This window comes from Streptomyces sp. MNU76 (assembly GCF_020982545.1).
GTDB lineage: Bacteria > Actinomycetota > Actinomycetes > Streptomycetales > Streptomycetaceae > Streptomyces.
Genome location: NZ_JAJKLK010000021.1, coordinates 396,985 through 409,401, shown reverse-complemented (window position 1 = coordinate 409,401; position 12,417 = coordinate 396,985). Strand labels below are relative to the sequence as shown.

The window sequence follows — 12,417 nt, the reverse complement described above, 5'->3', positions numbered from 1 at the left end:
TCGCAGGGGTGGCGGGCCCGCGCGCAGACCGGTGCATCGGACGCGTACGACGATACGTACCACGGGCGGGTACGCCGGGCACGGCGGGTACGTGGAGGTGCCGGCGGCGGTCGCGGCGCCCGCGGAGCCGGTCGCGCCCGGGTTCCTGCCGGGGCCCGCGCGGCACATCGCCGTGTGGAGCGCGCTCACCCTGCTGGTGACGGGTGTCGTGTACGTGGGCGTGTGGATCTGTGTGACGTTCCAGACGGCGGTCACGCCGCTGCTGATCGCGCTGCTCGGTACCGCTCTGCTCGGCCCGCTGTACCGGCGGCTGGTGGCGATGCGGTTCAACAGGTCCCTCGCCGCCGGGCTGACCTGCGCGGCCGTGCTCGTGGTGATGGGCGGGGCCGCGTACATCGTGGCCGCCGCGCTGATCGACACCGGCGACCAGATCATCTCCTCGCTCAGGGACGCGGCGAAGTCGCTCAGCGACGAGTTCGGCCTGGCGGGGACGTCGTTGGACGACCTCGCGAAGAACGCCAAGGAGCTGCTGTCGAAGTTCGGCGGCACCGCGGCCTCGGGGGTGCTCTCCGGGGTCAGCGCGGTCAGTGGGTTCGTGGCCAGCGCGGTCCTGGCGATGCTGCTGATGTTCTTCTTCCTGCGGGACTCCGACAAGGCGGTCGCCTCCCTGCACTCGCTCGCGCCGCGCGGCTCCGGTGACACCCTGGAGGTGATGGCCCGGCGCGCGTTCCGGGCGATCGAGGGCTATATGCGGGGGACGACGCTCATCGCGTTCATCGACGGTGCCCTGATCGCCGTCGGCCTGCTGATCCTCCAGGTGCCGGGCGCGGTGGGGCTCGGCGCGCTGGTGTTCGTCGGCGCGTACATCCCGTACCTCGGCGCGTTCCTGTCCGGCGCGGTGGCGATCCTCGTCGCGTTCGCGGACCGGGGCCTGGTCACGGCGCTGTGGGCGGTCGGCGTCGTCTTCGCGGTGCAGCTGATCGAGGGGAACGTGCTCCAGCCGATGATCCACAGCCGGACCGTGCAGATGCACCCGGCGGCGATCCTGCTGGCCCTGACCGCGGGTGCCTCCATCGCCGGCATCCTCGGCATGCTCCTCGCGGTGCCGCTCGTGGCGGCGGCCAGCGGGGTGCTGTCGGAGCTGCGGGAGCGGTACGGGGACGGACAGGGGCAGGGACAGGGACAGGGACAGGGACAGGGGGTGAGCGTCCCGGCAGGGCGGACATGACGGGACGGTTCCGGGGCCCGTTTGCGGGGCCCCGGAACCACCCGCGGGCGCACGGCGACATGTTCCGGGGACCACTCCCCGTTTATGCTGGGGTCCCAGCCGGTCCGACGAGACGCGTGCCGTCCGTCGCTCTCCCGGAAAGGACACTCCCGTGCCCTCCACCCCGTCGGCCCTCACCGTGGCCAACCTCCTGCTGCGGCCCACGCTCCGTTCCCGTCGCGACCCGGACCGGGTCTTCGCGAGGATCCTCGACGGGGCCGGATGGGCCGAGGGCGAGGAGGAGTTCCTGGCAGGCTTTCGGTCACTGCTGCGCGACTGGGCGGGCGACCCGGGCCTGTCCCCCGTCGGCTGGCAGTCGGCGCAGGCCCATGTGCGCCGGCATCTCACCAACCGGGCCCGCGTCCGGCGGCTGATCGCCGAGAACCCGGCCATCGAGGAGGAGCCCGTCGAGCGGCCGGTGTTCGTGGTGGGTCTGCCGCGCACGGCCACCACGCTCGCCCACGGCGTTCTCTCGCTCTCCGACGACCATCGGTCCCCGCGGCTGTGGGAGTTGCTCGCCCCCGGCCTCGAACCGTCGCCCGAGCAGCGGCGCAAGGCGATCACCTCGGCGCGCCGGATGCTCGACGGCACCCATCGGCTCGCTCCGCGCTTCCGTGAGATCCACCCCATGACCGCCGAGGGCCCCGAGGAGGACACGTTCCTTCTGCCGCACGCCCTGGTGCCGCTGTCCCAGGCCCAGCTGCCGCGCTACCACGCCTGGCAGTTCGAGCGGGACTTCGTCCCCGACTACCGCCACCTCAAGCAGGTCTTCCAGGTGCTCCAGTACGGCCGGCAGCGCCGTCGCTGGATCCTGAAGTCCCCCTTCCACACCGGCAACCTCGACGCCCTGTTCGCCGTGTTCCCGGACGCCACGCTCGTGTGGACGCACCGTGATCCGGTGACCGCCGTCGCCTCGTTCTGCAGCCTGGTCGAGGTGGGCATGGCCCTCTCCCGCCGCACGGTCGACCCGCACCACCTCGGTGCCACCTGGCTGGACCTGCTGAGCCGGTCGGTACGGCGGGGTCTCGCCGCCCGCGCCGGCCTCCCCCGCGAGGCCGTGGTCGACGTGCCGTACGCATGGCTCGGCTCCGATCCGGCCACGGGGGTGCCGAAGCTGTACGACGCCGTCGGCGCCCGCTGGACCGACGCCGACGCCGCCCGGCTGCCCCAGGTCACCACCGGGCTCAAGGGCTCCCGCCCCCACCGCTACGACCTGGCCCGCTACGGCCTGACCCGCGAGGGCGTCGAGGCCGAGTTCACGGAGTACGACGCGCTGCGGGCCGAGGTCGACCGCGCCTGACGCGCGAAGGCCCCCGGCCCCCGGCCCCCGGCCGTCGGCGGTCGCCGACGCCCGGGGGCCACAGGCGCCCCTTCCCGATGGAGCTAGCCGACGACCCGGCCCACCTCGATCCGGTCGATGTTCGGCGCCCAGGCGCTCGCGTTGCCGAAGGTCACCTTGTTGGACCCCTCCCTCAGGTCGACGGGGACGCCCACGGTCCAGTAGTCGTCCCAGCCCCAGGTGTTCTTGAAGGTGACCGTGCGCGGTTCGCCGTCCCCGACCGTGATGTCCGCCGTGCGGGACATGATGTCGGTGTTGTAGGCGTGGCCGTTGTCGCGGCGGTCGTTGTGGGCGTAGTGGACGACCAGGACGTACCGGCCGGCGGTGGGGGCGTCCACCGTGAACTCGGCGGTGGAGTCCGCACCGTTGCCGAGCCGGCTGATGTACGAACCGGCCGAGGCGTGGGCGGAGTCGACGAGCTCGGCCCCGCCGGCGAGGGTGGCCGTGGCGCCGTCGTACGCCAGGGTCCCGGTGGTCGAACCCGCGCCCGAGACGTCGAGGGAGCGCACGGCCGTGTGCTTGGCGGTCGCGGTGATCCGGTTGTTGCCCGCGACCAGGTAGAGCCGCAGCGGCCGGTCGGGCACCGCCGCCACCGACTGCCCGTGCAGGGCGAGCCGCACCGGCGCCGACGCCCGGGACACCACCCGGTAGTAGCCGTCGCGCGGGGCGTACACGTCGAAGACCGCCTTGTCCCCGGAGCGCAGCACGAGCGCGCCGGTTGCGACACCGGCCGAGGAGGAGTAGTCGTACGACGGCTTACCGCTGATGTCCGCGAGCGTGGCCTCGTAGGAGGCGGCGGGCTCGCCGGTGCGGACGGTGAGGTCGATCCGGTCGAGGGTGACCTCGGTGTCGCCCTTGGCGAGGGTCAGTTGATGGGTGCCTGCCGTCAGGCGGAGGGTGAGGTCCTTCTTGGCGCGGTAGGTCCAGTTCTCGGTGGAGGGGTAGGTGACCGTGACCGGTTCGCCGCCGTCGACGGTCAGCTTCTGGGTGGCCGGGGTCCCGGACTGGTTGCCGTAGAGGATCGCCAGGTCGTACGTGCCGTTCTCGGGGACGGAGACGGTGAAGTCGACCTTGCTGGTGGGCTGGTTGAGGGAGCCGACGTCCTTGGTGCCGGAGGCCGCGTAGCCGTTGGCGTTGGCGACAGTGCCCTGGGTGTAGACCTTGCCGTCGGTGATCGCGGCGTCCTCGGCCTCGTAGGAGGCGCTCCAGGGGACGGCGGGTGTGGTCGGGGTGCCGGTGCCGCCCGGGGTCAGGACGACGCGGTAGGCCGACATCTTGTGCAGGCCGCGCAGCGGGACGGTGACCGTGCCGTCGTCCGCGATCCGCACCTTCGTGCGGGACAGGACGCGCGGGGCGGCGTGCTGTCCCTCATAGCCGGACCAGGCGGCCTCGGCGACGGTCGCGGTGACCGTGCGCCCGAAGAGGGACCGGGGGACCTTCTGGACCACGACGTCCGCGTCGCCGGCGGAGCCGCCGAGCAGGACCTGGGCCTGACGGCGGGAGGTGTCGAGGGAGGCGAGGCCCTGGAGGGTGTCGATGGTGTTCGCGCGCGGCGGGGTGACCTTGACGGTGTTCCCGGTCAGACCCGCGTACCAGCGGAAGAACCACCAGCCGCCGTTGGGGATGTTGGAGCGGACGACGTTGCCGTCCATGTTGCCGGCCGCGTCCCAGTAGGCCTGGTTGGCGTACACCTTGTTGCGCTCGAACATCGAGACCCACTGGACGAGTTGGCCCGGGACGGAGAGGTCGCGGCGGTTTGCGTACTCGTCGATGTTGATCTTCAGGGGGGCCACGCCCGCCGCCCGCTCCAGTGCACGGTAGTCGTCGTAGTGCCCCTGGAAGTCGCGGAGCGAGCCCGAACCCAGTTCGTGCCAGGTCATCACCTGCGGCAGGACGTTCTCGCGCTTGGCGAAGGCGAGGAAGTCCCGCAGCAGGCGGGTGTGGTAGCCGGCCTCGTTGGGGCCGGCGATGCGCGCGTCGGGGTCGATCGCGCGGATGCGCTCGTGGACCGTCTTCCAGTCCCGGAAGAACCGGTCGCGGTTGATCTCGTACTGGGCCTGGTCGGCGACGTCGAGCTTGTACCAGATCTGGTCGGGCTCGTTGAACGGGATGTAGACGAAGCGGTCGCGGTTCGGGTCGGCCGAGACCTCCTTGACGATCCTGTCGACCTTGGGGAGGTAGTCGTCGATGCCGAGGTCCTCGTACGGCCACTTGGCGTAGATGTCCTGCATCATCACGTTGATCTCGCCGCCGCCGTTGCGGAAGAACGACCTGGAGACGGTGAGCGCGTCGCCGTTGGGGTGCTGGGCGCCGCCCTCCGGCTTCTGCGAGATGCTGGTGATCTTCAGCGGGGCGAGGGCCGCGTCGCTGGGCACCCCGTCGTCGCTGAGCCCGTACAGCGCGCCGTTGGCGCCGTGCATCACCGGGCCCTCGGAGGCGGAGAGGTCGACGGTGAGGCGCTGCGGATCGGCGGCCGCGGCGGCGGCCGGTCCGGTGGCGGGGAGGGTGCTGCCTGCCATGACGGTGACTCCAAGTAATGCTGTGAGCAGGGCGGTTCTCGTTCGGGACCTGGTGCGGTGCTGGCTGCGGGCTCTCGTGCGGGTGGGGGTGATCACGCGGCTGGACCTCCGGTCATGTGACGGCTCCACTGGTGATTCCGGACACGATCTGGGGGGATCGGAGAGCTCGGTCGGAGTGTGTGGTCGGAGAGCTGGGTGACGTCGCGCGGGGCGGGAGGGCCGAGCAGGGTGGTGCTGGGGGTCAGGGCTTCGCGGGCGGGGCCCGACGCCTCCCGCACCACCAGTTCCGGTACGGAGACGGGGTGCGGGGCGATCTGCGCGGACTCCTCGACGACCCCGTGCAGCAGAGCGAACGCGGCCCGCCCGAGGCCGGTGAAGTCCAGCCGGACCGTCGTGAGGGACGGGGTCAGATAGGCGGAGTGCGGGGCGTCGTCGAACCCGGCGACGCTCACCTCCCCCGGCACCGACCGCCCGGCCTCGTGCAGCGCGCGCAGCACGCCGAGCGCGAGGTCGTCGTTGCCGCAGAGGATCGCGGTGACCGCAGGGTCCCCGGCCAGCCGGTGGCCGGCCGCGTGACCGCCCGCAGGGCCCCAACTCCCCTGCACCGGACGGGGTTCGGGCGCCCCGGCCTCCTTGAGCGCCTGCCGCCAGCCGGCGGTACGGGCGCTGGTCCGCCGGGTGCTGGACGGGATCGCGACGTAGTGCACGGTCTCGTGACCGAGGGAGAGCAGATGGCGGGTCGCCTGGTAGGCGGCCTCGCGGTCGTCGGCCCACACCCAGGGGCGGTCGCCGCCGGGCGGGGCGGCCGGCGTCTCCACCACGCCCACGACCGGCAGTTCGGGGGGCACGGCCCCGAGGGCCGCGACACCGGCCGGATCGTAGGCGATCACGATGAGACCGCCGCCCACGTCCCCCGCGCGACGCACCTCGGCGGCGACGGCGGCCTCGTCCGCCGATTCCAGGACACCGATGCCGACCGCGTACGACGCCGACCGCGCCGCCTCCTCGATGCCCTGGAGGATCGAGGCGTAGCCGTAGTGCGTGGTGTTCGCGGTCAGGACCGTCACCGCCCGGCTGCGGCCGCTGGCCAGCGCGTGCGCGGTGGCGTTCCGCCGGAAGCCCAGCTCGTCGATGGCGGCCTGCACCCGCTCCCGGGTCGACTGCTTGACGCTGGGGTGGTCGTTGATCACCCGCGAGACCGTCTGGTACGAGACCCCGGCGGCGGTCGCGACGTCCCGGATGCTCGCCGGGCGCCTTGTGTGACCGGTCACATTCATGGCAGAATTGTGACCGGCCACACGACGGGCGTCAATAGAGTCCGACGACGTGGACTCGGGTGCGGACGACTTCGGCGGGGGCGGGCTGGAGAGCGGGCCGGAAGGTGGTCCGGAGAGCGGTGTGACCGGGTCGGGCCGCGCGGGCACATGCTTCGGATGGGGGCACCCGGCCGTCGAGAGCGTGTTCGCGACGGCTGCCGACGGGACCCTGCGGCCGATCCGGCTCGGGCCTTTCGCTGACACCGTGGATCCCGAAACCGCCCTCCCGCTCATCGAGTTGACCGCGTTCGGGCACGGCAGCGGGTGGTCGGGGCCGCGGTTCACGAGGACGGCGTTCGGGGCGAGGCTCGTGCACCGGGGGCACCGCACGGAGGTGGGCGTGGGTGCCGGCGCCGAGGACGGTGACGATGGCCATGGCGGTGATGGTGACGGCGACTGGGAGCGGCCGACCGTCGAACTCCATGATCCCGCGACCGGGTTGACCGCGCTCGTCGAGTTGTCCTCCCCCGCCGGGGTCGCCGTCCTGCGCTCCCGGGTGCGGCTGCGCAACGACGGTGCAGAGCCCCTCGTCGTGCAGTCCGTCAGCAGGCTCCTCCTCGGCGGGCCGCCCAGGACGGGCCATGACCTAGGGGGTGGGCCCGGGACGACCCGAGCCGGCACCGCGTGGGGCACGGCACCGGCTCGGACTCGTACGCGGGCCTGGCTACGGCCCGTTCGCCGACGACGTCCGCACGTCAGCTGCTGCTGACCGTCAGGTTGTTGGTGACGAAGTCCAGGCCGCCGGAGGACGAGGTGACCTCGAAGCCGAACTGGACGTCACCGATGGTCTCGTTGCCCATCCAGCCCTTGGTGTCCTTGATCCACTTGAGAATGGGGAGGATCTGGACCGTGCCGGAGTTCGAGTCCGAGGTGCGCAGGAAGGAGAAGACCTCGTTGGCCCCGTTGCTGCCCTTGTAGACGCTCCAGGTGTGGCCGCCGAGCGTGACGTTGCCCTGCGCGGTGCCGAGCGGACCGACGGCGCCGTTGTAGTTGACCCAGAGCATGATCTCGTAGTCGTAGTCCGTGTCCCAGATGTCGTACGACGAGTTGTACGCGCCCGACGACGGGACCGTGACGTTGTAGCTGCTGTTGAGCGAGCCGAGCGAGGTGATCGTCTTGTTGATCACCTTCTTGGAGTTGGGGTACGACTTGATGCCGCCGGTGTTGGGGTGGTTGGCCCAGACTCCCCAGTTGGTACCGGAGTTGGCCCAGATGCACTGGCTGCCGGCGCCGGAGCCCCAGATGTTGTTGTAGAGCGTGTAGCCGTTGAGGCCGGTGTTGCCCCACTGGTCGCACGAGTTCCAGACGGCGGCCGAGGCGGGGGCGGCGGCGAGGCCGATCGTGGCGCCGAGCGCGAGCGCGGGGGCGAGCAGGACCTTGCCGATCCGGCCCAGGGTGCGGGTGCGGGTGCGTAGTGCCATGGGTGTCGGTTCCTTCCATGGGTGGGGGACGTGCGGGGCGGGGAGCTACCGCGGACTCGTGGGGAGATCGCGGTCTTCTCCGGCGCCGGGGCCGATCACTGCGGGTGTCCGGCCTGCCGCGGCGCCGGGGGAAGTCATGAGCATGGTCACGGTCACGGCTTCAGCACCGCCACGCCGTGCCGGCCGAGCAAGAGCGACCCGGTGACGGTCGCCCCCGTCAGCAGGTCGCGATGGGTACCGGGCACGTCGACGGTGACCTCGTCGCGGCCGTGGTTGAGCACGAACAGCAGGTCGCCGCGGAGCACCGCCTCGACCCCGTCGGGCAGTCCGTCCAGCACGGGCCGTACCCCGGCGTCGGCGGCGATCCGCCCCAGCAGGGCCCGCAGTTCGGCTGGTTCGGGCAGCGTGGAGACGTACCAGACCCGCCCCTTCCGCAGCACCGCCGGGAGGCCGTCGAGTTCGCCGCCCTTGTAGGGGACGACCTGCTCCGCGTCCTCCGGCTCGATCTCCTCGGACCACAGCGTTCCCCGGAAGACGCCCCGGGCGCCGTCGCACTCGACCTCCTCCCCCGGGTCCAGCGGCCACCACTCGTGCAGGGTGCGGATGCCGAAGAGGTCGCGGAGCCGGGCGTCCATGCCGCCGGGGCGCACCCGGTCGTCCTCGTCGGCGACACCGGTCAGGAAGCCGCTGACGAGGGTGCCGCCACCCCGTACGTACGCGAGGAGGTTGTCCACGGCGACGTCCGTGAGCAGGTAGAGCTGCGGTACGACGACGAGCCGGTGGGCGGAGAGATCGTGCTCGGGGTGGGCGAAGGCGGTGGTGAGGTTGGCCTCCCAGAGCGCGCGGTGCCAGGCGCCCACGACCTGCGGGAGATCGACCTCGGACGACAGACGGCCGTCATGGGCACCGGCCCACCAGGAGTTCCAGTCGAACAGCACGGCGATGTCCGCCTGAACGCACCGGCCCGTCACCTCGCTGCCGATGGCCGCGAGTTCCTGTCCGAGCTGCTTCACCTCCTGGTAGGTGCGGCCCTGCTCGCCCGCGTGAGAGACCATGCCCGAGTGGAACTTCTCCGCGCCCTGCCGGGACTGCCGCCACTGGAAGTAGCAGACGGCGTCCGCGCCCCGGGCCACGGCCTGGAAGGACCACAGGCGGTTGAGCCCGCGGGGTTTGGGGTGGTTGACACCGCGCCAGTTGACGGGTCCGGCCGCCTGCTCCATCAGCATCCAGCGGCCGCCGCCCGCCTGGGAGCGGGTCATGTCCTGGACCAGGGCGCCGTTCTGCGCGCCGAGCGGGTCACGCGGATCCGGGTAGAGGTCGACCGAGACGACGTCCTCCTCCTCGGCCCACCGCCAGGCGTCCTGCCCCACCCACATCGGCATGAAGTTGGTGGTGACCGGCAGGTGGGGGGTGTGCCGGCGGACGATGTCGCGCTCCATGACGTAGCACTCCAGGAGCATGTCGCTCGTGAAGCGTTTGAAGTCGAGCGCATGGGCGGGGTTGCGCAGGTAGTGGGCCCGGCGCGGCGGGAGGATCTCGTGCCAGCCGTCGTAGCCCTGGCTCCAGAAGGCGGTGCCCCAGGCCTCGTTGAGCGCTTCGAGCGTGCCGTACTTCCGCCGCAGCCACGCCCGGAAGGTGCGGGCCGCCTCGTCGCCCCAGTCGTAGGTGCAGTACTCGTTGTTGATGTGCCACATCGTGAGGGCCGGGTGGTCGGCGTAGCGGGTGGCGAGCTCCTCGGTGATGGCTGCGGCGTGACGCCGGTAGATGTCGCTGGAGTGGGAGAAGTGCTGGCGGGAGCCCCACCACTCGATGCGGCCGTCCTCGTCGCGCGGGAGGGTCTCGGGGTACAGGCGCCCCATCCACGGCGGCGGGGAGGAGGTGGGGGTGGCGAGGACGACGCCGATCCCGCTCGCGCGCATCAGGTCCATCAGCCGGTCCAGCCAGCCGAACTCTCGCGCCCCGGGCCGGGGTTCGAGCTTCGCCCAGGAGAAGACACCTAGGGTGACGGAGTTGACGCCCGCCTCCCGCATCAGGCGTACGTCCTCCTGCCACACCTCCTCGGGCCACTGCTCGGGGTTGTAGTCGCCGCCGAAGAGGATGCGGCCACGGGTGGCGTCGGCCAGGGACGGTCCCGTCAGCCGCGCGGGCCCCTTCAGCCCTGTCGACCCTGTCGGTCCCGTCGACCCTGTCGGCCACGTCGACTCCGTCGGTCCCGGCATCAGATCGGCTCCCCGTACTGGATGCCGCGCCCGTTGGTGGCCAGGTACACACGGCCGTAGACGCGCGGGTCGCCGACGATGACCTCACCGGTCCAGCCCCACTGGTGGGCGTCGTCGTTGATCCGGGTCCAGGTCTTCGCGCCGTCGTCGGAGCGGTGGACGACGGTGCGGGTCTCCGTCGAACCGACCTGGTAGATCGCCGGGTAGTCGGCGCCCGGGGCCGCCTTGCCGAAGCCGAGGGTGTACGAGGCCCGGCAACTGTCGACCTTCGAGAAGGCCGCCCCCGCGTCGGTGGACCGGTACAGCCCGCTCGTCTTCGCGCTCAGCCACAGGTCACCGGTGCGTCCGGGGGCCGCGACCAGCTTGAACTGGCTGTCCCCCGCGGGCAGTCCGGTGGCCCGGGCCGAGAAGGAGGCACCGCTGTCCGTGCTCGCGTACAGCGTTCCCGTGTCGGTGTCGTAGGCGTAGAAGCGCGCGGGGTCGACCGGGTCGGCGACCGGCGTGGCGCCCTTGGGGAAGGAGGGGACCTCGGCCCAGGTCGCGCCGTTGTCGGTGGAGCGGTGGGCCACGTACTTCGTGCCGTCCCAGTGCACGAAGGACCACACCAGCACGCTGCCGTCGGCGTTCACAGCGATCGGTCCCGGCGCGTCCTTCGCGATGTCGGGCTGGGCCCCGAAGGGCTCCCAGGTCCGGCCACCGTCGTTCGAGCGGGCGCCGTTGCCGTGGTCGCCCCAGCCGGTGCGGACCACGTACGACGGCTTCGCCGCGGCCTGCGCGAGTCCGGTCGCCGATCCGAACACGGGGTTCGACGCCATGCCGCGCGACGGGGAGGCGGTGAGCCGCTCGTGGTACATCGTCCCGATGTCCCCGCTGCCGCTGATCAGGTGCGCCTGCCCGGTCGGGGGCGAGATCAGCTGGCGTACCGACGTCTCCTCCAGGCCCCTGATCTGCGGGGCCCAGTTCTTCAGGTCCCGGGTGCCGTAGAGGGTCGCACCGGTGCCGTAGACCAGGTGCTTCGAGTCGTACGGGTCGAGGGCGAGCGCCTGGATCCACCAGCCGAACTTCGGCTTGTCGGCGCCCCACTTGAGATAGGGGGTCTCGGACACGTCGAGGACTGCGGAGTCCTTGAGGGACGTCCAGGTGCGGCCGCCGTTCGTGGACCGGAACAGGGTGTCGATCTCCGCCCAGCGGTTGTTGGTGGACACGACCACCGTGCCCGGGCGGCGGGCGTCGACGGCGACTCCGCCGTAGCCGAAGGCGTCGGTGCCGCCGTCGGTCGTGGTGCCGCCCGGCTTCACGGGGGTCACTTCGGTCCATGTGCCGGTGGTGGTGCGGAGCTTGTGCACACTGCCGTCGGACTGGCCGTTGGGGCCGGGGGCGTTCGCGTACGTCACGTACAGCTCGCGGGTGTGCCGGTCGTAGGCGGCGCGGATCGGGACCTTGACGGCGACGCCGGTGGGGCTGCCGGGGACGGCCTCCCAGGTGGTGCCGTCGCTGGTGCGGTAGAGGTTCGCCGTCGCGGAGGTACCGTCGGCGTCGCCCCAGCCGGCGTACACGGTGCGGCCGGCGGCCACGAGCAGGGTGATGCCCTGGCCGGAGGCGCTCGGGGTCGCCGGGAAGCCGCTCGCGGGCGCCCAGGTGGCGCCCCGGTCCGTCGACCTGAGCAGACCGTCGTGCCGGGTGCCCAGCCACAGGGTGTCGCTGTCGCGCGGGTCGACGAGGAGCCGCTCGCCCGCGCCCCGGCCGTCCTCGTTGGCGCCGAGCTGCACGGTCAGGTCGCTGCGGGTCCAGGTGGCGCCGCGGTCGTCGGAGCGCAGGATCGCGCCGTTGCCGGCCCAGGGCTGGGTGTAGGTGCCGAGGGCGAGGTAGACGCGGTCCGGGTGGGCGCGGTCGAGGGCGATGGCCTCCACGCCGAGGAGGTTCCAGTCGTCCCAGCCGAGGTGGTCGGTCAGCGGGGTCCAGCGGGCCTTGTGGTCGTCCCAGCGGTAGGCGCCGCCGATGTCGGTGCGGGCGTAGGCGAGGCCGCGTCTGGCCGGGTGGAAGAGGACGCCGGTGACGAAGCCGGTGCCGCCGATCACGGCGTTGCGCCACCGGTAGCCTCCGGTGGTCGAGCCGCTTCGGACCTCGGTGGCGTGGGCCTGGGCCGTCAGTGCGGGGAGGGTGGTGAGGGCCGCGGCGGCTGCGGTGCCGCATGAGTACGGTGCGGCGGGTCGGGTGGGGGTGCGCATGACATACCCCGTCTTGTACGGGGAGGGTGGGGGTGGGTGGAGCGCCCACGAGCTCGGGGTTTCGGGTGCGTGGGCGAGTGCAGGTGGTTCGTGGCCTACCGCGCAGTT

General features: G+C 72.0%; 7 protein-coding genes and 1 pseudogene. 3 read left to right on the top strand and 5 right to left on the bottom strand.

Annotated features, from left to right (window positions below; translation table 11 throughout):
- The first annotated feature begins 91 nt into the window (after positions 1 to 91).
- Complete coding sequence (locus tag E4N62_RS34785) at positions 92 to 1,228, top strand: AI-2E family transporter (protein ID WP_230220866.1); 1,137 nt, start codon at positions 92 to 94, stop codon at positions 1,226 to 1,228.
- Between the two features lie 151 nt (positions 1,229 to 1,379).
- A complete protein-coding gene (locus tag E4N62_RS34780; RefSeq protein ID WP_230220864.1) occupies positions 1,380 to 2,567 on the top strand; it encodes a sulfotransferase in 1,188 nt (395 codons plus the stop codon).
- Positions 2,568 to 2,650: 83 nt separating this feature from the next.
- Here E4N62_RS34780 and E4N62_RS34775 read toward each other — a convergent pair whose 3' ends face one another.
- A complete protein-coding gene (locus E4N62_RS34775; RefSeq protein ID WP_230220862.1) occupies positions 2,651 to 5,125 on the bottom strand; it encodes a CBM35 domain-containing protein in 2,475 nt (824 codons plus the stop codon).
- Positions 5,126 to 5,217: 92 nt separating this feature from the next.
- Positions 5,218 to 6,402 (bottom strand): LacI family DNA-binding transcriptional regulator, encoded by a 1,185-nt coding sequence (locus E4N62_RS34770; protein ID WP_230220860.1) that lies wholly within the window; start codon positions 6,400 to 6,402, stop codon positions 5,218 to 5,220.
- A gap of 244 nt (positions 6,403 to 6,646) precedes the next feature.
- Between E4N62_RS34770 and E4N62_RS34765 the strand changes: the two genes are divergently transcribed.
- Positions 6,647 to 7,150, top strand: a complete 504-nt coding sequence (locus E4N62_RS34765) for a hypothetical protein (RefSeq protein ID WP_230220858.1) — start codon at positions 6,647 to 6,649, stop codon at positions 7,148 to 7,150.
- On the opposite strand, the gene E4N62_RS34760 is transcribed toward E4N62_RS34765, so the two are convergent.
- The 3 genes and pseudogenes from E4N62_RS34760 to E4N62_RS34750 form a co-directional block, all read right to left on the bottom strand.
- Complete coding sequence (locus tag E4N62_RS34760) at positions 7,137 to 7,862, bottom strand: hypothetical protein (protein ID WP_230220856.1); 726 nt, start codon at positions 7,860 to 7,862, stop codon at positions 7,137 to 7,139. The genes E4N62_RS34765 and E4N62_RS34760 overlap by 14 nt on opposite strands.
- A gap of 152 nt (positions 7,863 to 8,014) precedes the next feature.
- Positions 8,015 to 10,081, bottom strand: coding sequence for a beta-galactosidase (locus E4N62_RS34755; RefSeq protein ID WP_230220854.1), 2,067 nt, complete (start codon positions 10,079 to 10,081; stop codon positions 8,015 to 8,017).
- Positions 10,081 to 12,358 (bottom strand): annotated as a pseudogene (locus tag E4N62_RS34750) (1,4-beta-glucanase). Before E4N62_RS34750 ends, E4N62_RS34755 begins: the two are co-directional and overlap by 1 nt.
- Positions 12,359 to 12,417 lie beyond the last annotated feature (59 nt).